The organism is Methylobacterium sp. WSM2598 (genome assembly GCF_000379105.1).
Taxonomy (GTDB): Bacteria; Pseudomonadota; Alphaproteobacteria; order Rhizobiales; family Beijerinckiaceae; genus Methylobacterium.
Genome location: NZ_KB900609.1, coordinates 816,665 through 836,529 on the forward strand (window position 1 = coordinate 816,665; position 19,865 = coordinate 836,529).

A 19,865-nucleotide genomic window follows, 5' to 3' on the forward strand; every position below is an offset into this window, starting at 1 on the left:
CTTATCCGACATCCGGTTGATGGCTTCGCCATCTCCCCTTTCGGCAAGGCGGATGTCGGCTTCGCTCAGGCGCCGCGCGGGCTCGCGATCCGGGACCCGCTTCGTTCAAGCGGATCCCGGATCACGCACGTTTGCCACCCTCCCCGCCGAGGGGGAGGGTTGGCGCGCGCCTCACACCGTGCGCCCGCCGTCCACCGGCAGTTCCACGCCCGTGATGAACTCGGCCGTCGCGAGGTAGAGCGCGGCCTCGGCCACGTCCTGCGCCTCGCAGAGGCGCCCGAGCGGCACCGTGGCGATGAACTTGGCGCGGTTCTCAGGGGTATCGGGCACGCCCATGAAGTCCTCCAGCATACCGGTCACGCCCATCACCGGGCAGATCGCGTTGACCCGGATCTTCCAGGGCGCGAGTTCGACCGCCAGCGACTTCGACATCAGGTTCACGGCGCCCTTCGAGGCGTTGTACCAGGTCAGGCCCGGCCGCGGCCGGATCCCCGCCGTCGAGCCGACGTTGAGGATCACCCCGCCGCCGTTGTCGCGCATCGCCCCCGCGGCCGCCTGGACCATGTGGTAGATCGACTTGACGTTGACGTCGAAGACCCGGTCGAACGTGTCCTCGTCGATCTCCAAGAGCGGCCGGTTGCGGTGCGTGTAGCCGGCGTTGTTGACGATGATGTCGGGCGTGCCGAAGCGGCGGGAGACCTCGCCCAGCAGCCGGTCGATGTCGGGCCGCGACGAGACATCGGTCTTTACCGCGATCGCCCGGTCCTCGTCGAGCGCGCGCGCCACCGCCTCCGCCTTCTCGCCGTTGAGGTCGGCGATGGCGACGCGCGCGCCGTTCTCCACGAAGAGGCGCGCGATCGCCTCGCCGAACCCGCTCGCCGCGCCCGTCACCACGGCGATTCTGTTCCCAAGCCTCATGGTCGCGTCCTCCCTCATGCCTCAGCCGTGGTTGAACACGGTCGTCTTCGTCTTGCTGAAGTCGTGCAGCGCCGCCAAGCCCTTCTCACGCCCGTGGCCGCTCTTGCCCGAGCCGCCGAAGGGCAGTTCGATGCCCGCCCCCGCGCCGTAGCAGTTGACGAACATCTGGCCGGTGCGCACGCGCCTCGACAGCCGCATCTGGCGCCCGCCATCGCGGGTCCAGACCGCGGCGACGAGGCCGTAATCGGTGCCGTTGGCGAGCGCCACCGCGTCCTCCTCGTCGTCGAAGGGCAGCGCCACGAGGACGGGCCCGAACACCTCCTCGCGGGCGATGGCGTTGTCGCGCGGGGTCGGCCCGAACAGGGTCGGGCGCACGTAGTAGCCGCCGGCCGGCGAGCCCTCGGCGATCTGGGCCTGCGCCAGCACCGGGATGCCGTCCGCCACCGCGCGGTCGATGAAGCCCTGGACGCGCTTGCGCTGCTTCTCGGTGATGATCGGGCCGCAATCGGGATCCATCTCGGGCGGGCCGACCCGCACCGCCGAGAAGGCGGTCTTCAGCCGGCCGACCACCGCGTCGTAGGCGCTGCGCTCGATCAGGATACGGCTGCCGGCCGAGCAGGTCTGGCCGCTGTTCTGGATGATCGCCTTGACGATCACCGGGATTGCCGCGTCGAGGTCGGCATCCGCGAACACGATCTGGGGCGACTTGCCGCCGAGTTCGAGCGTGCAGGTGATGAAGTGGTCGGCGCAGAGCTTCTGGATGATCTGCCCCACCTCCGGCGAGCCCGTGAAGGACACGAAGTCGACGCCCGGATGCGCGGCGAGCGCGGCGCCCGCGCCGGCCCCGCGGCCGGTCACGATGTTGACGGCCCCCTTCGGGAAGCCGGCTTCCGTCACGAGGTCGGCGAGGGCGAGCGCCGTCGCGCAGGCATCCTCCGCGGGCTTGAGCACCGTGGCGTTGCCGACCGCGAGCGCGGGGGCCAGCGTCCGCCCGAACATCTGCGCGGGATAGTTCCAGGGCAGGATGTGGCCGGTGACGCCGTGCGGCTCGTGCGTGACCGTGACGAAGTAGCCGTTGAGGTAGGGGATGGTCTCGCCGTGCAGCTTGTCGGCGGCCCCGCCGTAGAACTCGAAGTAGCGGGCGAGCGCCGCGATGTCGGCCTTGGCGACGCTCGCGGGCTTGCCGGTGTCGCGCGCCTCGATGGCCGCGAGACGCTCGGCGTCGCGCTGGATCAGGGTGCCGAGGCGGATCAGCAGGCGGCTGCGGTCGAGGGCCGAGGTCCGGCCCCAGGCGCCGTGGTCGAAGGCCTCGCGGGCCGCCGAGACGGCGCGGTCGACATCCTCCGGCGTGCTGTCGGCGATCGTGCCGATGACCGCGCCGGTCGCCGGCTCGAAGACGTCGAGGGCCGCCCCGCCGGACGAGCGGGTCCACTCGCCACCGATGAAGTTCATGGGTCTCGACATGGCAGATGCTCCTTCGCGGCGAGAGCCTTGCCGGGCGGGCGCCCGCCCTCCGCGCGCCTGTCGGGGCGACGCGGACGGCGGCGTTTCCTCCGGGTGCCGTCTGCGGCGGCTCTCTTTAGGGGAACCATAGCCCGGTCGGGCGATACGGTCTAATAAGGCGTGCGTCCCGAGCCCATGCATCCGGCTTATGGAATTCCGGCACATCCGCACCGTCCTCGCCGCCGCCGAGGACCTCCACTTCACCCGGGCCGCCCAGCGGCTCGGCATCGCCGAGCCGGCGCTCAGCCAGCAGATCCGCCAGCTGGAGGAGGAACTCGGCACGCCGCTGTTCCGCCGGCTGACCCGCGGGGTGGAACTGACGGAGGCGGGGCGCGCCTTCCTGCCCTATGCCCGGGCGGCGCTGGCCGCCGCCGACGAGGGGGCCGCAGCGGCCAAGCGCGCCGCCAAGGGCGAACTCGGGCAACTGCGCATCGGCTTCACCTCCTCGGCCTCGTTCAACCCGATCGTGACCGGCACCATCGGGCGTTTCCGCGACGCCTATCCGGGCATGGACCTCGCGCTGCAGGAGCAGGTCACCACGGTCCTCCTGCGCGGCCTGCGCGAGGGCGTGATCCAGCTCGCCTTCATCCGCGCCGCGGAGGACGAGACCGAGGGCCTGCGCCGCACGGCGCTCCCGGAGGAGCCGCTCTGGGCGGCGCTCCCGGCCAAGCACCGCCTCGCCGGGGCGGGGCGCATCGACCTCGCGGATCTCGCGGCCGACCGATTCATCGTCTACCCGCGGGCGAACGGGCGGCTCCTCTACGACGCCATCGTGGCGGCCTGCGGCCGGGCGGGCTTCAGCCCGCGCATCGTCCAGGAGGCCCCGCAGATGGCCTCGACCGTGAACCTCGTGGCGGCCGGCGTCGGGGTCGCCCTCGTGCCCGCCTCGATGCGGCAGATCCGGGCGCCCGGCGTCGTCTACCTGCGGCTCGCCGAGCCAGCCCCCACGGCCTCCCTCGCCCTGGTGCGCGGACCCGACCTCCTGATGACCGCCGCGGTGCGCAACTTCATCCGCTGCCTGGAGGAGGCGATGCGCGATCCCCTCTCGGCCGAGATCGTCGCCGCGGCGCGGACGTAGCGCGGCGGCCGATGCAGCGGTGGCCGGGTCGTCGGACATTGCGTCGGGATCTGGACCCGCTCAGCCCGACCGTGCGATGGGCTGCCGAGGGTGGGGAGCCGCCCTGATCACCGAGCCCGGAAGCGGACCTCCCGATTTCGCGACACGATGATCCATGCCCGATCCGGGATCCGCTCGATCACAGCGGATCCCGGATCAGTCGGTTCGACGCCCATCGAAAAGCAGGCCGTGGCTGGCCCTGGACTGGATCGAGGAAGGGGCGCCGCCGCGAGATCCCTCGACGCGCCGGGGCTTCGGCAGCGCGCTGATCGAGGCTCGCATCCCCTATGGACTGAGCGGCCGCGGCACGATCACCATCGGCCCTGAGGGTGCGCGCTGCCGCCTGGAGTTCCCGCTCAAGGAGGGCGAGAGCATCCTGGAGACGGACGCACCGCAGCCGGCGACCAGCTGCGAGACCGCACACGTCCTCAAGGCGCGCGGCGTGCCCCCCTTCCTGACCGGGTACGATCCCGCCGTGATCCCGGGGGACTTGGCCGACCCCGCCCGTTTGCAGAAGCCGCTGCCGTTCCGCGCCATCGCGGAGGCGGTGGGCCAGTTCTAGAGCGGGGTTCGATCGAGCCGCAACCGAACCCTGCTCGAGGTTGTTGATGTTGCGGCATTTTCTACGCCGAGCCGGCATCCACTTCGTCGGACGATGCTCCAGCCCTCAGCGCGATGCCCCGGAAGCAGACGCTCTCAAGGTCCGAGAAGGGGCGAAAGCCACGATTGGAACGGCCATGACGGGCGAGCTTCGACCGCGGTGCGCCCCCTGATCGCCACGCGATCGGCGTCCGCCCCCGCGATGGTTGATAAGCCGTCGTTATCGCGCGCCGCCGATCCGCGTATTGGACGGATGGCCCGCCCTCGCGTCTATTCGGCGCGGAGGTTCCGCGCTCCGAGCGCACCGGACGCGGCGCCCTCAAGCCTCGATCTTCCCGCGCTCCGAGCGCGCGCGTCCGCACGGATCAGCCGATGTCGATACCCTCCTTCATCGCAGGCTACGGCAAGGTCAGGCCGTTCCGCGGCGCCTTCGCGGCCCCGCGCGACAGCCTGCGCGCGGCCGCCCGCATCCGCGCCCAGCACCCCGGCGAGGGCAAGGTGCTGCCCTCGATCCGCGAGGCGATCCGCGCCTGCGGCCTGAAGGACGGGGCGACCGTCTCGTTCCACCACCACCTGCGCAACGGCGACGACGTGCTGCGCGCGGTGATGCAGGAGATCGCGGCCCTGGGCCTTCGCGACATCCAGGTGGCGGCGAGTTCGCTGTTTCCGGTGCACGCGCCCCTCGTCGCGCACATCCGCAGCGGCGTCGTCACCCGCCTTGCGACGAACTACGTCACCGGTCCGGTGGCCGAGGCGATCGCGGCGGGCGAATTGCCGAACCCGGCGGTCCTCCAGACCCATGGCGGCCGGGCGCGCGCGATCGAGGCGGGCGAACTCCCCATCGACGTCGCCTTCGTGGCGGCGCCGGCCGCGGACGTCTACGGCAACCTCAACGGGGTCGATGGCCCCTCCGCCTGCGGGCCGCTCGGCTACCCGATGGTCGATGCCCGCCACGCCGGCCGCGTGGTGGCGATCACCGACGCGCTCTCGCCCTATCCGCTCGCGTCGATCGACATCGCCCAGGACCTCGTCGACTACGTCGTGCCGGTCGACTCTATCGGGGACGCCTCCAAGATCGTGTCGGGCACGACCCGCGTCACCGAGGATCCGGTCGGGCTCTCCATCGCGGCGACGGCCGCGAAGGTCATCGACGCCGCGGGCCTGCTCGTCGACGGCTTCTCGTTCCAGACCGGGGCGGGCGGGATCTCGCTCGCCGTCGCGCAGGACGTCGCAGCGATCATGCGCGACAAGGGCGTGGTCGGCAGCTTCGCGGCGGGCGGGGTGCATCAGGGCATCGTGTCAATGTTCCGACAGGGCCTTTTCCGCACGCTGTTCGACGTGCAGTGCTTCGACCTCGCGGCGGTCGCCTCCTACCGGGAGGACAGGGGTCACGTGGCGATGTCGGCCTCGCTCTACGCCAACCCGGCCTCGAAGGGGGCGCTCGTCAACCACCTCGACTGCATGGTGATGGGCGCGGCCGAGATCGACCTCGCCTTCAACGTCAACGTCACGGCGGTGAACGGCGGCGCGATCATCGGCGGATCGGGCGGCCATGCCGACACGGCGGCCGGCGCCAAGCTCGCCCTCGTCACGACCAAGCTCGCCGCGGGCGGCGCGCCGAAGATCGTCGACGCGGTCGAGTGCGTGACGACGCCGGGCGAGACGGTGGACGCCGTCGTCACGGAGGCGGGCGTGGCGGTCAACCCGCGGCGCGCGGACCTCTCTGAGCGCCTCGCCGCCGCGGGCCTGCCCCTCGTGGACATCGCGCGGTTGCGCGACCTCGCGGCGGACAGGACGAAGGGGGCGCCGCGCCCGCAGGTCGATCCGCAGGGGCGGATCGTGGCGCTGGTGGAATACCGCGACGGCACGGTGACTGACGTCGTGCGCCAGCGCCGCAACTGACATAGCGTGGGCGACGGCGGTCCCGAGGACCGCCGCGTGAAAGACAAGACGAGAGGGAGGATGCGATGGTGGGTAGCGACAACGCGCGCGCGTCGCTGACGCGGCGGGCGGCGCTCGGGGCGATCGGTGCGGGCGGCCTCGTTCTCGCGGGCCGCAGCGTGCAGGCGCAGGGCGCCCCGCCCGCCGAGATCAAGGTCGGCATCGCCACCTACCTGTCGGGCCCCGCGAGCGTGTTCGGCGTGCCCGGCCGGCAGACGGCCGAGATGCTGTTCGACGAGATCAACGCGGCCGGCGGCATCGCCGGGATCAAGGTGCGGCCGATCTTTGTGGACGAGGGCCCGGGCGTCGACCACGTGGTCGGCGAGTACCGCCGCCTCGTGCAGAGCGAGGGCGTGCACGTCGTCTTCGCGGCGATCTCGTCGGCGGACTGCATCGCCTGCGCGCCGCTCGCCGACGAACTGAAGCGGCCGACCCTGCTGTGGGATTGCGGCACCCAGCGCATCTTCGAGGACAACCGCTACAATTTCGCCTTCCGCACCCAGGCCAACGCGACGCCGGAGATCCTGTCCGCGCTCCTCTACCTCCTGAAGGTGAAGCCCGACTTCAAGTCGATCGCCGTCATCAACCAGGACTATGCCTGGGGCCGCGATTCCTGGGACATCTTCCGCACGGCGATGAACACCCTGAAGCCGGGGGTGAAGGTCGCGGCCGAACTCTTCCCGCGCTTCGGCGCCACGGACTTCTCGACCGAGATCACCCGCGTGCTGGCCCTGCGGCCGGAGGTCGTGCTGTCCACCTCCTGGGGCGGCGACCTCGACGCCCTCATCCGGCAGGCCTCGGACCGCAAGCTGTTCGAGCGCTCGACCTTCGTGATGCCGCTCGCCGAATCCTCGCTGCAGCGGGTCGGCAAGGCGCTGCCCGCCGGCCAGATCGTCGGCGCCCGCGGCGACCACTGGTTCCTGCACCCCTCGCCGAGCGATCCGGAGCGCCTGAAGCGCTTCACCGAGAGCTACCGCACCCGCTTCAACGCCTACCCGATCTATCCGTGCTTCCACATGGCGCAGGCCGTCTCCGCCATGAAGGCCGGCCTCGAGAAGGCGCTCGCCGCCAAGGGCGGCGGCTGGCCCACCGACGCCGAACTCGCCGCCGCCTTCAAGGGCCTCGAATTCCCCTCGCCGACCGCGAGCGTGCGCATCCGCGAGGACGGGCAGGGGCTGGAGAACCAGCTCATCGGCACGACGCTGCATTCCGACCGCTACCCGTTCCCGGTGCTCACCGACATGGTGGTGTTCCCGGCCGACACCGTCACCACGCCGGTCGGCCAGAAAAGCGCGGACTGGCTCAAGACCCTGACCCCCGACGTAGTGGCCAAGGTGCCGCAGGCGCTGGCCTTCAAGTAGGCCAGCGATGTCCTGGCTCTCCGAGAACGGCCTCCTCGTCGGCCTCGCCCTCCTCGACGGGCTGTCCTACGCCGCCGCCGTGTTCATGGTGGCGGTGGGGCTCAACCTCGTCTTCGGGGTGCTGAGGGTGCTCAACGTCGCCCACGGCAGCCTCTACGCCATCGGCGGCTACGTGGCGGCGGCGCTCGGGCTCTTCCTCACTTCGCTCGGCGCCCCGCCCTGGGCGGGGCTGCCGGTGCTGCTCGCGGCCGCGATCCTGGTCGGGATCGTGCTCGGGCCGCTGATCGAGCGGCTGCTGCTGCGCCGGATGCAGGACCAGGAGCCGGTGCTGCAGCTCCTCGTCACCTTCGCGCTGTTCATGATCCTCGAAGACCTGCAGAAGCTCGTCTTCGGGGTGCAGCCGGTGGTGTTCGACGCGCCGCTGAAGTGGCTCGGCACCGTCGACGTGCCCTTCGGGGCCGACGCGATCCCCTTCACGGCCTACCAGCTCTACGTCCTGCCGGGCGTGGCGCTGGCGACGCTGGCTATCCTGGCCTTCGTGCTGCGCTACACGCTGATCGGGCGCATGGTGGTGGCGGTCACGGTGGACCGGGAGGCCGCGCGGGCGCTCGGCATCGACGCCGCGAAGGTGACGCTCCTCACCTTCACGGTGGGCACGATCCTCGCTGCGCTCGGCGGCGCGCTCGCCGCCCCCACCGTCTCCCTGGTGCCGGGGGTCGGGGCCTCGACCATCGTGCTCTCCTTCGCGGTGGTGGCGACGGCCGGCCTCGGCCAGATCGAGGGGGCGGCCGTGGCGGCCCTGCTGATCGGGCTCGGCCGCTCCTTCGCGGTCTACGTCGCCCCGGAATTCGAGGTGGTGGTGCCCTACGCCATCATGGTGGCGGTGTTGCTGGTGCGGCCGCAGGGCCTGTTCGGCGTGGCGGAGACGAGGCGGATATGAGCCGGCGCGGCGAAACCCTCCTGGCGCTCCTCGGCGCCGCCCTGGTGCTCGGCCTCGCCTACGCGGTGCCCTGGCTGCGCTTCGTGCTCACCATCGCGCTCGCCAAGGGGCTCGCGGTGCTCGGCATCCTGCTCCTGTTGCGCGCCGGACAGGTGAGCTTCGGCCACGCCCTCTACCTTGCGCTCGCGGCCTACACGGTGGCCTTCGCGGGCACCGTCGTGCCGGAGGCGCTGCTCCTGGTGCCGCTCGCCGCGATCGTCGCCGGTCTCGTCGGCCTCCTGATCGGCCTGTTCGTGGTGCGCTACCGCGAGATCTTCTTCGGCATGCTCAACCTCGCCTTGAGCATGGTGTTCTACTCGGTGCTGGAAAAGTTCTACGCGATCACGCACGGGGCGGACGGCATCCGGCTCGGCCCCACCACCTTCCTCGGCCAGCGCCTCTCCGGCGAGGCGGGGGAATGGGCGGTGCTCGGTCTCGCCCTCGTCCTCGCGCTCGGCTTCGGCGCCCTGGTGCGGGTGGCGCAGCACTCCCCCTGGGGCGAGGCGCTCGCCGGCATCAAGACCCGCGAGACCCGCCTCGACTTCATGGGCGTGTCCCCGAAGCGTGTGCTGCTGATCGCCTACGCGGCCTCCGCCGTGATGGCGGGGTGCGGCGGCGCGCTCATCGCGCTCACCACCCGCCACGTCACGCCCGCGCTCGCCTACTGGACCACGTCGGGCGAACTCGTCTTCATCGCGATCCTGGGCGGGGCGGGCAGCGTGATCGGCCCCTTCCTCGGGGCGGCGGCCTACGAACTCACCCGCGTCTACGCCGCGGCCCTCGTCGCCAACGCGTGGCAGGCGGTGCTCGGCGTGGTGCTGCTCGCCGTGATCGTGTTCGCGCCCGGCGGCCTGTGGGGCCTGATCGCGCGGCGCAGGAGGGCGGCATGACCCATCTTCTCTCGGCCAAAGGCCTGCGCCTCGCTTTCGGGGGCCTCAAGGCCGCCGACGGCATCGACCTCGACGTCGAGGCCGGCGAGTTCCTGGCCATCATCGGCCCGAACGGGGCGGGCAAGACCACCTTCATCAACATGACGACCGGCTACCTCAAGCCGCAGGGCGGGAGCATCGCTTTCGAGGGACAGCCGATCCTCGGCCTCTCGCCGCGGCGGATCGTGGGTCTCGGCGTCGTCCGCAGCTTCCAGCTGCCGCAGCTCTTCGCCGAGCACACGGTGCTGCAGAACGTGGCGCTCGCGGTGGCCTCCCGGTCGGGGACGCTGCCGCTGTTCGCGCCGCTCCTGCGCCCCGGCATCCGGGACGAGGCGGCCGACCTGATCGAGCGCTTCGGCCTCTCGGACCTCGCCGGGGTGCGGGCCGACGCCCTCAACGAGGGCACGCGCAAGCTCGTCGACATCGCGATGGCGGTCGCCCTGCGCCCGCGGCTGATCATGATGGACGAGCCGACGAGCGGCGTCGCGGCAGCCGAGAAGATGGGGATCGTCGAGACCCTGGTGCGGGTGCTGCGCGGGGCCGGCGTGACGGCGGTGTTCGTCGAGCACGACATGGAGGTGGTCGGCCGCTTCGCCGACCGGGTGGCGGTGTGGGGCCAGGGGCGCATCGCGGCGCTCGGACCGCCGCAGGTGATCCTCAACGACCCGGAGGTGCAGCGCACCGTGATCGGGATCGTGCCGGCGGGAGGTGGGCATGCTCCGGCTTGAGCAGGCCGCGGTCGAGATCGCCGGGGTGCCGGTGCTGCGCGGCGTCTCCTTCACGATCCCGCCGGGCGGGCGCGTCGCCCTGATCGGACGCAACGGGGCGGGCAAGACCACGACTCTGCGCACCCTGATGGGCCTGCTGCCGATGCGGGCCGGGCGGGTCGTCCTCGACGGGCAGGACGCCACCGCGGTCCCGGCTCACCACCGGGCGCGGCTCGGCATCGGCTACGCGCCCGAGGAGCGCAAGCTCTTCGGCAGCTTCACCGTGCGCGACAACATGCTGCTGCCCGCCCAGGTACTCGGCCTGCCCCGGCCCGAGATCGTGCGGCGGCTGGACGCCGTCTACACGCTCCTGCCCGAACTCAGGGATTTCGGGCCGCGCAAGGCCGCGGGCCTGTCGGGCGGGCAGGGCAAGATGGTGGCGCTCGGCCGCGCCCTGATGGTGGGTACGCGCGCGGTGCTGCTCGACGAGCCCTTCCAGGGCCTCGCCCCGGCGCTGGCGCTACGCTACGCCGAGGCGCTGGCGCGGTTGCGCGCGGCCCTCCCCGACGTCGCGATCCTCATCACGGAGAGCAGCCCCGACCTTCTGCGGGCGCTCGTCGACAGCACCATCCAGATCGAGCGCGGCGAGGTGTCGGTGGCCTGACGCCGATCCTTTGCTTCTTCTCCCGCATCCCCGCGAGGCCTCAAGTCCCATGCCGCCCGCCACCGTCCCGGACGTCATTTTCCACACCCGCGTGCGCAACGACGCGCTGCCCGGACCGAACCCCTTCGAGTGGAAGGCCCTCACCACCACCGAGGTGTTCGGGGGCCGCAACATCGTCCTCTTCGCGCTGCCCGGCGCCTTCACGCCGGCCTGCTCGGACGAGCACCTGCCGGGCTACGAGCGCCACGCCGACGACTTCGCGGCGCTGGGCATCGACCAAGTGATCTGTCTCGCGGTTAACGACGCCTTCGTGATGTTCCAGTGGGCGCGCAGCCGGAACATCGAGAAGGTGTTCATGCTGCCGGACGGCAACAGCGACTTCACGCGCCTGATGGGCATGCTGGTGAGGCGCGGGGCACAGGGCATGGGCTTGCGCAGCTGGCGCTACTCCATGCACGTCGTGGACGGCGCGATCAGGAAGATGTTCGTGGAGCCGGGCTTTCGCGACGACCCGCCGGGCGTCGGCCTCCAGGTCTCCGACGCGGGTACCATGCTCGCCTACCTGCGAGCGCGCGGCGCGGAGCCGGGCGGCCGCTGAGCCGGCGTATCAGGCGAGGGGCTCCCCGCTCTCGCCCATGCAGAGGTACTTTCCCCGGCAAGGTGGGCGAGAATGCACTCTGGGCAGGATTGCCGCCCCGCGATCCGCCGGCGGTTCACGGTTATCCGTACAGCTACCCGGTTCAACAACGGGCCTTCATGCGGAGCCGGAAACCATTCCTAAGTGCCTGACTTTATTGGTGAGCGCGCTGGGACTCGAACCCAGGACCTACAGATTGAAAATTTGTAGGCCTAAGCGGTCCCACTCTCGCATACCAACTTGCTCACCAAACCACCATGAGCGGTGGCCATACTCATCTCAGCGGGTGACGTGCTGCGCACCCTCCCTTGTTGATTCAGCATCGCCGGGGGCCAAGGAGGGCGCGCCGCGACGCCCGGCCGCAACAGGGAAGATCGAGGAAGTAGAGGTAGTTTAAGCATCCTCCCCAGATTCGGAGGGCTCCTAAAGCTTACGCTCCGGCTTGAAGCCACGCCAAGCTCGCGGTTTCAGAGTGCTCCTGAGGCAGTGAAATACATATTGGGCAGCCCTGCCCTGCTTGGCGGACGTCCCCTGCTCGCGCGCGACAAAAGCCCGTTTCGTGTTGCATCCGTGTTGCGCGGAAAAGCCTGCACCCGCGTGTAACCCATTGTCAATTCAGGGTCCGCGTCGCAGCCCCCAGCAACACGTTGTGGAACAGGATCAGACAACAAAAACCCGCCAACCTCTTGAGATCGCGGGTGATATCGATTGGCTGGGGGACGTGGATTCGAACCACGACTAACGGAGCCAGAGTCCGCCCAGCTGCATTGATTTTTCTATGAATTTTCTCCGACCATGGAGAAAAACGGCCATGAATTATCAAGCGGTTACAACCCAAAATCCGACCAGCGGACCGTCATCTCACGCCCCTAAAATCAGGACGCGCGGCACTGCCCCGCTCAACAGGGCTGCGATCCTCGCTAAGCTGGCCGACGGGCGTCCCCTTACCCTCGACGAAATCGCCTTCATGGCCGAACTCTCGATGAACACAATCCTTCGGGCAGCAAAAGAGGGCAAACTCAAGACAACAAAATTCGGAAAAAACATACTGTGCCGGCCCATGTCGCACGACAAGTGCTCCATTTGCCAGATGCGTCAGAAATAAAGTGATCTTTCAAGATAAATTTCAGCGTTAATAGTAAATGCCTCGTCATATACTACCACGGCAGAGGCCTAAAGTACGGAATTGTGCCATGCCTCCGTATAACTCTCACGAGGCAGCGTTACAACCGCGCCTGGTCGTCGTCGCGGTCGCTGGCAACCCTGTTGAGCCAAGTCGCCTCCGCTTGCTTCGTTCGTTTCGGATCAGCCGCGAGCTTGCGGCAGTGATCGACGAGCTGGGTACTAATTACATTCAGAGGCACGCCCCCAAGGCCGATCTGTTTCATACCACGCAGCAGGAGGCTGCTACGCAATGAGCGGCCCCGCGAAGCGGGGAGCAGCCTCGCGCTCGAATTACCCCCCGTTGCCGCGGCCGGACCCCGGCGACGCCCTCGACCCGGCCCAGGTCCGCGAGTTCGTCGCGATCGTTCACGACGCGGCGACCCGCGCGCTGGCCGGCGCCGATCGTCCAGGGCTGTTGCAGTTGGCGATCTATGGCGCGGATGGGTCCATGTTTCCGCGCCGGTTCGCGATCGGCGACGTTGAGGGCATGGCCGCGGAGGCGATCCGGCAGGCCAGGGCCCGGAACAACGTCTACATCGAACCGCGCACGGTCGATCCGACCAAGGTGCGCGGCGGGGAGCGCGGCAAGACCCCCGCGACCCGGGCCGTGTTTGCCTTCGTCATCGACGCCGACACCGACAACGCCAAGGGGTTGGCGGCGCCGCTCCCGATCGCGCCGAGCTTGGAAGTCGCCTCAAGCGGCGAGAACCGCCACCTATGGGTGTTCCTCGACAAGGCGATGGCCGGCCCCGAGGCACAAGCCCTCGGCGCCACCATCCGGGCCCGTGTCGGCACCGACACCGCAACCGGCAATCAGACACAGCCCTTCCGGGTTGCCGGCACGCCGAACTACCCGACACCGGCCAAGGTGTACGAGCGGGGCCGCAGCCCCGAGCCCTGCCCGACCCCGATCCTGAAGGTCACAGGGGGCGTCTACAGCGCCGAGGAGCTTCGGCGGGCTCCCGGACCCGGCGAAGCCCGATCGGCCGTCCACGGCCTGCTTGGCGGCCGGGACCGGCATCGCGGACGGCGCGAACCCATGGGCCGCGTTCCTCCGCAACAGCCACGGCATTACCAAGGTGCGGCGCGTCCTGGCGAGCCCCGCCCCGGTCGGGTCGCGATCGGAAGTATTCCAGAAGGCCGCCAGCCTCGCGGTGCGCGCCGGGATGACCCTGGATGAGTTCACGGCCGAGTGCAGAGACAACCCGGAGGGCCCGGCCGGGAAGTACCTGGACCCGACCGACCGCCTAGACGCGGAGGCGGCCCGATCCTGGGGCAAGGCACAGGACCGCCTGCGGGACCAGCTCGACGACCCGCGGGCCGAGCCGCCCCCGACCGCCCCGCCTGTGCCCGTCGCCGTGGCCCGGGATCACGTCACGCGGGAGATCCGCGCCGCGCTGGCCCGCGCGGACGGGTGGCGCCGGGCCGACCCGCAGATGCGCGGCGACCCGCCCGTGACGCCGATCGCGGTGACCACGGGCGTCGGCAAGACCTCGATCGCCATCCGCGAGATCGCGGCCCACCTGCGGGCCCGCATCGGGGCCGGCGAGAAGCCGCGCGCGATCATGTACTTCGTGCCGCGGCACCGGCTGGGGGACCACATCGCCGAGGACTTCGCGGCCGAAGGCATTTCCGCCCGGGTGTTCCGAGGCCGGGAGGCGGAGGACCCCGGGCAGCCCGCGACCGCCGACGCCCCGGCCGGCACCATGTGCCGCAAGCCCGACGCGGTGCGCCTCGCCATCGAGATGAACGTCAAGAGTGTCGAAGAGGCTTGCTGCCGACATAAGCCGAAGGGAAAGGACGCGATTACATGCGAGTTCTATGAGACTTGTGCGTATCAGAAGCAGAAGAAAGCAAAGCCCCAAGTCTGGATCGTTTCTCATGAATACCTGTTCATGGCTATGGAGATGATCAAAGAAGTTGACCTTATTGTGATCGATGAGAGCTTCTGGGAAGCGGGGTTGAAGGTTGGTGATAGCGGCATTGCGCTTGACACGTTGGCGGAATATCTGCCGCTCACGAAGCCTAAGCCGGGCAGGGTTGCGGATGACACTCTGCACAACGACGTGGAACCGGACCGGCAGGCGATCGCTAGGGCCATGCGGGAGCAGGCCGAGGCGCACGGCGCGCCGAGCTACCTGCGCCTCGACATCCTCGCCCGCCACGGCTTCACCGAGGAGCGGTTGACGGACGCCCTCTCGCGCGAGTGGGAGCTGTTCGAGGAGTTCGCGCCCAAGCTGGTCCCGGGCATGTCGCCGCTGGCCGTGGAGGCGGCCGGCAAGGCGGTGCCGCACGCCAGGACCGCGCGGCGCGCGATCAGCCTGTGGAGCGCCCTCCGGGCCGCCGTGCGGGCCGGGCACGAGGTGACGGGGTGGGTGGAGGTGGTGCGCCAGAGCGCCAAGCGCGGCGGCGCCCTGGCGGTCAAGGTCCGCGGCCTGCGCGAGATCCGGCCCAAGTGGCAGGTGCCCGCCATCATCCTCGACGCCACCATGCCGCCCGGCGAGGTGCTGCGCGGGTTCTTCCCGCAGGCCGCCAACCCCGTGCGGATCGAGGCCGCGACCCCGCACGTCCGCTACAGGGCGGTTCTCGACGCCCCGGTCGCCAAGAGCAAGCTTGAAGACAAGGCGAACGTAAAAGCAGATGACGACGAAGACGAGCGATCGGAAGACCCAGAAGAGCATAAGAAGATAGATGAGGAGAGGAGTGAAAAGAAGAGGATCGAGACGAAGACAAAAATAAAGCGAAATTTAAACCGCATCTACATCGAACGATATATTCGAAACAGATTCGTTGAGCTAGGTAGGAAGCCTTTACTTGTTATTGCTCAGAAGCATATGGCGGACTGGCTGAAAAGCCGTGGTCTTCCGAGCGAAATTTCCGTGGAGCATTTCAACAACATCTCCGGCACCGATAGTTATAAGCACGTTAGAGGCTTGATCGTGGTCGGGCGGCCGATGCCGATGCCGCACGCGGTCGAAGCGTTCGCCGCAGCCTTGACCGGCCGGGTGCCGGAGCCCGACCCTGACATTGTGCAAGAGGCCAAGAGAGAGCCCGAGGACGAGCCCGATGCGGGGACCGAGGCCGAGCCCCAGGACGATGCGGAGCGCGCCGGATCGAACTACGGGCGACAAATCCGAAAGCTGCGGCTGGCCGGAGGCGGCTTCGTCGGCGTCGAGTGCGCGATGCACCCGAACCGAGTCGCCGAGATGTTTCGCGCGCTTATCTGCGACGCCGAAGTCTTACAGGCCATAGGGCGAGCGAGAGGCGTCAACAGAACAGAAGGTGAACCTCTCAACATCGATATACTCGCCGATCTATGCTTACCGATTATTTTTGATGAGGTGGTGTATTGGGAACCGCCGGAGGCGGACACCGAGATGCTGGCGGACGGCGTTGTTCTGACAAGCCCATCAGATATGTCAAGAGCATGGCCTAATGTGTGGAAAGATAATCAGTCGGCTAAAGACTGGATGCACGTAAGAAAACCATCTCAGGACGATCTTATATCGGCAATTACCAAGAAAGTACCCAGGGTATTATTGTTCAAGTATCAACACCAAGGCGCCCGGCAGAAGTGGAGATGCGGCGCCTACGATCCGGCGGTGGTGAAGGACATCAGAGCTTGGCTGGAAACGAGAGTGGGGCCGATGGCGAAGGTCGAGGTGATCGAGGCGGAGCGGCCGGCGAGCCCGGAGCCCGCGAGCGGCAGGCCCGACCGTGCCGGCGATCCTGGCCCGGATGCGCGCGGCGGTGCCGCGTTGAGCTTGGCCGATACGAGCTTGGCCGCGGAACGAGGCCCCATGAGCTAGGATCACGGCCAAAGTCACACGGTAGGATCGATCATAAGAGAACTATGTATATGATCGATCCTACCGTGTGAAAGCAGCCACGCTCCCCCTACCCCCCGCATGTGACATGAATCATTGGGCCGGCGGCGGGGCCTCCGCGGGCGGTCGGATCGGGCCTCACCGGGCGGGAAATCGGCACGTCCGCGCATCCTCACGTCGAGAAAAATCTTAGCTGACGCCAAGCCGCAGGCCGAGCTTGCCGGCCGAGAGGGCGGAGCGAGCAACGGGAACCGCCGAGGCCGGCGACATGGCCGGCGTTTTGTTGTCTACCCAACTAGACAATGCTGGTGTCTCGCCATTCAGCCGCGCCGGGGCCGCATCGCGGTTCGACCTCGAGCCGGCGGCCGGTCCCGAAGCCCTATTATGATCGATCCTACCGTGTGAGCGTGGCCGTAGGCGTAGGCTCCGCACCTCGGCCCGGAGGCTGGGCCCGCGACCCTATTCTGATCCGTCAAACCGTCCGCGACCCCGCGGTCGGGCGATCATTAGGGTATACCTCAGAGAGACGCTACTAATGGCTGAGGTGCACATCACGCTCGTTGTGCGATCGAGCACATATATGTTGGGTCAGACATGCTATGAACTGCACGGCCTATATACTTATCGCGAGATGAGATGACGGCATCCGGCACACAGATCTGGAGATCTAACATGCCGACAAACAAGCCAAAAACCATAGTCGAAAAGCAACACGAAGTTGATGCCCTTTCAGATGGGGAGCTCGAAACCGTAACTGGTGGGACGTCTCACAAAGCATCAAAAAGAGGAAAGATAGGCGAAGATCCACTTGAATATTTGAAAGTTACTATGGAAGATGCCATTATTAGCACTTAATCAGTGACACATAATTTGTCTCGTGTGATCACGAGAACTAAGGCGTTTCGTGATCGATGAGGCCGAGGGGCCATGGGTATTTCACCTTTGGCCCCTTAGCAATTGGATTGGTCTGACGCCACTCCTCTGCCCCGCGGCGAGGACGTGAATTGGCTTTTGTTGCATGGCAGCATGTCCGTATAGGTACACCCTCGCGACACGGTGCCTCGGAGCGCGGGAACCCGGATCACAAGGGTTGAATCGGGGGTTTTGATAGGCAACTATCACTAGGCCTAGAGCGTGTTATGAACTTTCTACTATGCGTCCGAGCTTGCTGAGCATGTCACAGACGAAGGCGACCATGTACATTCCAGCCAGTGTGCTCGCATAACGCTCGTAGTCCTTGACCAGCCGGCGGCAGCGCACCGCCCAGGCGAGCGAGCGCTCCACCACCCAACGCCGCGGCAGCAACACGAAGCCGCGCTTGGCCTCCGGGGCCTTGACCACCTCCAACGCGATCCCGTTCGCCTGCGCTGCGGTCGCTGCCTTCTCACCTGTGTAGCCCTGGTCGACGAATGCCTTCTCCACGCCCCCGTCCGTCTCCGCCTGGACCACGCAGGTCAGCGTGCCGACCTGACTGCGGTCATCGCCATCCGCCGGCGTGACGTGCAGCGCCACCCCGTGACCGGGCGTGTCGACCGCCAGATGCACCTTCGACCCGCGCATGCGCTTGGCCCCGTCGTAGCCGGCCCGCTCGCCGCTCTCGGGCGAGGAGCGCTGGGTCCGGCTGTCCAGGATCACCGCCGAGGGCTCCGGCTCACGCCCGGCCGCCTGCCGCAGCACAGCACGCAGGTCGCCGGCCACATCGGCGAAGCACTCGGCGGCCAACCAGCGCTGGGTCTGCTGGTAGACCGCTGCCCACGGCGGCAGGTCGTGGGGCAGGAACCGCCACGGCGCGCCGGTCTTGACGATGTAACGCAAGCCGTTGAACACCTCGCGCAGATCGTGGTCACGCTGGCCCGAGTCCTCGCGCAGCAGCGCCAGGTAGGGCGCCACCAGCGCCCACTCCTCATCGGACACGGCGGACGGGTAGGCGGCGCGATCGGTGCTCATGCCCTTCAACGCTCACGCTACATCGTAGGTTCATAACACGCTCTAGGCCCGCAGGAGGGCGGCGCTTGATCGCCCCGGGCGTGCGGGTGCACGATGCCCTTGATCATGTGGGGACGTCTTCGGCCCGCCCGGCTCCGGCCGCGGCGAGGCTTTTTGCTTCGTATACGCGCGCCCTACTTCACAGGCAGCTTCCAATTTGATTTATGGGGGACGATCACCATACCTCGTGCGTTTTCAGGGCTTTTAAGTGGATTGTAGTTAAATTCTGCAGTCCCTGAAATGCCAGTGTATTTGCCCGTTCCTCCAACAAAAGTGTGAATTCCATTTGGCCCTTTCGACTCGTACGTCGTGAAGATCTGATCGCCCTCTTTATCCATGTCGATGCAACTGCCGCGATTTAGGACTACCCCATCCACAACCTCGCGCATACCAAGACAGCGTGTGGCCATGTCATTGAACATTGGTCCGCCACTGTCGTTGCGCGTAACGCCGTTGCTCTCATATATCGAAACGGTACGCTCGCCGAGTTTTATAACATTCGAGTACATATTCACATAATTCGTAGTATAACTATCATTCCCTTCCCTCGGAAGTTCGGCAGCAAGAGCGTTGCTTGCAATTAGAAATCCAGCTAAAACACTGACGGTCCTGAGCACCATCTTAATCCTCCCCTGCAACCCTTCGCCTTTGCGGGTCTGTATCAGAGTGAGGCTTTCCGTTAGTTTTGTCTATCGTGTGATCAGATGGCTGCAACAAATCCCGCTCGATAGCGCCGTACCGCCTCGGCAGCGGGCCTGATCAGGTCATGCCCCAGCCGGTGCGCTCGCGCGGGCGGGCGTAGATCCCGACGACGTCGCGCATGACGCCGACCTCCTTCGACCCGCACGCAGCGCAGCGCAGGGGCAGGGCGATGTCCGGGAACGGCATCTCGGCGGGGAACTGGTCCGTGCTGATCGTCGCCTCGTGGCCGCAGCCGGTGGCGTCGCAGTGGACGAACGCCGTGCGGTCGCCCTCGGCGCGGAGGTCCGCCAGCGTGGGCGGCGGGATCTCGCGGCCCTGCTCGTCGTAGGCGCGGCGCGGTTGACGTTGGGTCACAGGCGGTCCTTGATCAGCATGACGATGCCGCCGGCTATGAGGCCCGACACCGACACGAGCAGGACGGGGTTCGGGAGGCCGAGGCGGTACAGGCCGAGCACGGCGACGGCGGCCGTCGAGCTAACGGCGCCGTAGGTGAGCCAGCGGGAGTCCATGGCTCTGATGCAGACGGGTCCCATTGCGCAGCGATTACGTCCTCGGGTGCGGCCTGCGGCCAGGAACGCGGCTGGAGGGCTGCTCAGGGTCGAGGCTGTGTGAGAACGCGGTTGGGTGTGTCGCGATGCAGCGGTGATGGCGCGCGCGGTGCCGCGTGCCCTCACGCCCGCAGGGCGGTGAGGAGTGGGCCGGTGCCGAGGATCGCGATCACCCACCGGGACTGTCAGGAATTTCGTGTGGGGCGGCCATAGTGAACCCGAAGGAGGTTCCCGATGGCACGACGCAAAGCGCCCCGCATCCCTGATGCGATCTTGGACCAG

At 67.9% G+C, this 19,865-nt stretch carries 19 protein-coding genes; 13 read left to right on the forward strand and 6 right to left on the reverse strand.

The window, feature by feature from the left end; genetic code table 11:
* Positions 1-171 precede the first annotated feature (171 nt).
* Positions 172-918, reverse strand: coding sequence for an SDR family oxidoreductase (locus MET2598_RS0103975; RefSeq protein ID WP_026190495.1), 747 nt, complete (start codon positions 916-918; stop codon positions 172-174).
* A 21-nt stretch (positions 919-939) separates the two neighbouring features.
* Entirely contained in the window at positions 940-2,382 is a 1,443-nt protein-coding gene (locus MET2598_RS0103980; RefSeq protein WP_026190496.1) for an aldehyde dehydrogenase family protein, read from the reverse strand.
* A gap of 187 nt (positions 2,383-2,569) precedes the next feature.
* Here MET2598_RS0103980 and MET2598_RS35910 point away from each other — a divergent pair, with 187 nt between their 5' ends.
* From MET2598_RS35910 to MET2598_RS40690, 13 genes are all read left to right on the forward strand, one after another.
* Positions 2,570-3,499: a LysR family transcriptional regulator gene (locus tag MET2598_RS35910; protein ID WP_018259934.1), complete on the forward strand. Its 930-nt coding sequence runs from the start codon at positions 2,570-2,572 to the stop codon at positions 3,497-3,499.
* A gap of 154 nt (positions 3,500-3,653) precedes the next feature.
* Positions 3,654-4,100: a hypothetical protein gene (locus MET2598_RS0103990; RefSeq protein ID WP_018259935.1), complete on the forward strand. Its 447-nt coding sequence runs from the start codon at positions 3,654-3,656 to the stop codon at positions 4,098-4,100.
* Between the two features lie 410 nt (positions 4,101-4,510).
* Complete coding sequence (gene citF / locus MET2598_RS0103995; RefSeq protein ID WP_018259936.1) at positions 4,511-6,040, forward strand: citrate lyase subunit alpha; 1,530 nt, start codon at positions 4,511-4,513, stop codon at positions 6,038-6,040.
* A gap of 65 nt (positions 6,041-6,105) precedes the next feature.
* On the forward strand, positions 6,106-7,440 hold the full coding sequence (locus tag MET2598_RS0104000) for an ABC transporter substrate-binding protein (protein ID WP_018259937.1): 1,335 nt from the start codon (positions 6,106-6,108) through the stop codon (positions 7,438-7,440).
* 7 nt (positions 7,441-7,447) lie between these two features.
* Entirely contained in the window at positions 7,448-8,380 is a 933-nt protein-coding gene (locus MET2598_RS0104005; RefSeq protein ID WP_018259938.1) for a branched-chain amino acid ABC transporter permease, read from the forward strand.
* Positions 8,377-9,309, forward strand: coding sequence for a branched-chain amino acid ABC transporter permease (locus tag MET2598_RS0104010; RefSeq protein WP_018259939.1), 933 nt, complete (start codon positions 8,377-8,379; stop codon positions 9,307-9,309). The genes MET2598_RS0104005 and MET2598_RS0104010 overlap by 4 nt, the downstream gene beginning before the upstream one ends.
* Positions 9,306-10,076, forward strand: a complete 771-nt coding sequence (locus tag MET2598_RS0104015; RefSeq protein WP_018259940.1) for an ABC transporter ATP-binding protein — start codon at positions 9,306-9,308, stop codon at positions 10,074-10,076. The genes MET2598_RS0104010 and MET2598_RS0104015 overlap by 4 nt, the downstream gene beginning before the upstream one ends.
* Positions 10,063-10,719: an ABC transporter ATP-binding protein gene (locus MET2598_RS0104020; protein WP_018259941.1), complete on the forward strand. Its 657-nt coding sequence runs from the start codon at positions 10,063-10,065 to the stop codon at positions 10,717-10,719. Before MET2598_RS0104015 ends, MET2598_RS0104020 begins: the two co-directional genes overlap by 14 nt.
* Before the next feature lie 49 nt (positions 10,720-10,768).
* Complete coding sequence (locus MET2598_RS0104025; RefSeq protein WP_018259942.1) at positions 10,769-11,317, forward strand: peroxiredoxin; 549 nt, start codon at positions 10,769-10,771, stop codon at positions 11,315-11,317.
* A gap of 850 nt (positions 11,318-12,167) precedes the next feature.
* Complete coding sequence (locus tag MET2598_RS40685) at positions 12,168-12,461, forward strand: hypothetical protein (protein WP_157182079.1); 294 nt, start codon at positions 12,168-12,170, stop codon at positions 12,459-12,461.
* 309 nt (positions 12,462-12,770) lie between these two features.
* Complete coding sequence (locus MET2598_RS0104035) at positions 12,771-13,700, forward strand: hypothetical protein (protein WP_020493636.1); 930 nt, start codon at positions 12,771-12,773, stop codon at positions 13,698-13,700.
* Positions 13,687-16,329, forward strand: a complete 2,643-nt coding sequence (locus tag MET2598_RS0104040) for a hypothetical protein (protein WP_018259944.1) — start codon at positions 13,687-13,689, stop codon at positions 16,327-16,329. Before MET2598_RS0104035 ends, MET2598_RS0104040 begins: the two co-directional genes overlap by 14 nt.
* A 690-nt stretch (positions 16,330-17,019) precedes the next feature.
* Complete coding sequence (locus MET2598_RS40690) at positions 17,020-17,202, forward strand: hypothetical protein (RefSeq protein ID WP_157182080.1); 183 nt, start codon at positions 17,020-17,022, stop codon at positions 17,200-17,202.
* A gap of 282 nt (positions 17,203-17,484) precedes the next feature.
* Here MET2598_RS40690 and MET2598_RS0104045 read toward each other — a convergent pair whose 3' ends face one another.
* From MET2598_RS0104045 to MET2598_RS40700, 4 genes are all read right to left on the reverse strand, one after another.
* Positions 17,485-18,294: an IS5-like element ISMtsp14 family transposase gene (locus tag MET2598_RS0104045; RefSeq protein WP_018259945.1), complete on the reverse strand. Its 810-nt coding sequence runs from the start codon at positions 18,292-18,294 to the stop codon at positions 17,485-17,487.
* 173 nt (positions 18,295-18,467) lie between these two features.
* Complete coding sequence (locus tag MET2598_RS40695) at positions 18,468-18,953, reverse strand: hypothetical protein (protein ID WP_157182081.1); 486 nt, start codon at positions 18,951-18,953, stop codon at positions 18,468-18,470.
* A 139-nt stretch (positions 18,954-19,092) separates the two neighbouring features.
* A complete protein-coding gene (locus tag MET2598_RS35915; protein ID WP_018259946.1) occupies positions 19,093-19,389 on the reverse strand; it encodes a hypothetical protein in 297 nt (98 codons plus the stop codon).
* Positions 19,386-19,544: a hypothetical protein gene (locus MET2598_RS40700; RefSeq protein ID WP_018259947.1), complete on the reverse strand. Its 159-nt coding sequence runs from the start codon at positions 19,542-19,544 to the stop codon at positions 19,386-19,388. Before MET2598_RS40700 ends, MET2598_RS35915 begins: the two co-directional genes overlap by 4 nt.
* Between the last annotated feature and the right edge of the window lie 321 nt (positions 19,545-19,865).

What these genes read in the sequence shown, in the direction of transcription:
- MET2598_RS0103975 (WP_026190495.1), bottom strand. Translation starts at nt 918, where the DNA reads ATGAGGCTTGGGAACAGAATCGCCGTGGTGACGGGCGCGGCGAGCGGG.
- MET2598_RS0103980 (WP_026190496.1), bottom strand. Translation starts at nt 2,382, where the DNA reads ATGTCGAGACCCATGAACTTCATCGGTGGCGAGTGGACCCGCTCGTCC.
- MET2598_RS35910 (WP_018259934.1), top strand. Translation starts at nt 2,570, where the DNA reads ATGGAATTCCGGCACATCCGCACCGTCCTCGCCGCCGCCGAGGACCTC.
- MET2598_RS0103990 (WP_018259935.1), top strand. Translation starts at nt 3,654, where the DNA reads ATGCCCGATCCGGGATCCGCTCGATCACAGCGGATCCCGGATCAGTCG.
- citF (WP_018259936.1), top strand. Translation starts at nt 4,511, where the DNA reads ATGTCGATACCCTCCTTCATCGCAGGCTACGGCAAGGTCAGGCCGTTC.
- MET2598_RS0104000 (WP_018259937.1), top strand. Translation starts at nt 6,106, where the DNA reads ATGGTGGGTAGCGACAACGCGCGCGCGTCGCTGACGCGGCGGGCGGCG.
- MET2598_RS0104005 (WP_018259938.1), top strand. Translation starts at nt 7,448, where the DNA reads ATGTCCTGGCTCTCCGAGAACGGCCTCCTCGTCGGCCTCGCCCTCCTC.
- MET2598_RS0104010 (WP_018259939.1), top strand. Translation starts at nt 8,377, where the DNA reads ATGAGCCGGCGCGGCGAAACCCTCCTGGCGCTCCTCGGCGCCGCCCTG.
- MET2598_RS0104015 (WP_018259940.1), top strand. Translation starts at nt 9,306, where the DNA reads ATGACCCATCTTCTCTCGGCCAAAGGCCTGCGCCTCGCTTTCGGGGGC.
- MET2598_RS0104020 (WP_018259941.1), top strand. Translation starts at nt 10,063, where the DNA reads ATGCTCCGGCTTGAGCAGGCCGCGGTCGAGATCGCCGGGGTGCCGGTG.
- MET2598_RS0104025 (WP_018259942.1), top strand. Translation starts at nt 10,769, where the DNA reads ATGCCGCCCGCCACCGTCCCGGACGTCATTTTCCACACCCGCGTGCGC.
- MET2598_RS40685 (WP_157182079.1), top strand. Translation starts at nt 12,168, where the DNA reads ATGAATTATCAAGCGGTTACAACCCAAAATCCGACCAGCGGACCGTCA.
- MET2598_RS0104035 (WP_020493636.1), top strand. Translation starts at nt 12,771, where the DNA reads ATGAGCGGCCCCGCGAAGCGGGGAGCAGCCTCGCGCTCGAATTACCCC.
- MET2598_RS0104040 (WP_018259944.1), top strand. Translation starts at nt 13,687, where the DNA reads ATGACCCTGGATGAGTTCACGGCCGAGTGCAGAGACAACCCGGAGGGC.
- MET2598_RS40690 (WP_157182080.1), top strand. Translation starts at nt 17,020, where the DNA reads ATGCCGACAAACAAGCCAAAAACCATAGTCGAAAAGCAACACGAAGTT.
- MET2598_RS0104045 (WP_018259945.1), bottom strand. Translation starts at nt 18,294, where the DNA reads ATGAGCACCGATCGCGCCGCCTACCCGTCCGCCGTGTCCGATGAGGAG.
- MET2598_RS40695 (WP_157182081.1), bottom strand. Translation starts at nt 18,953, where the DNA reads ATGGTGCTCAGGACCGTCAGTGTTTTAGCTGGATTTCTAATTGCAAGC.
- MET2598_RS40700 (WP_018259947.1), bottom strand. Translation starts at nt 19,544, where the DNA reads ATGGACTCCCGCTGGCTCACCTACGGCGCCGTTAGCTCGACGGCCGCC.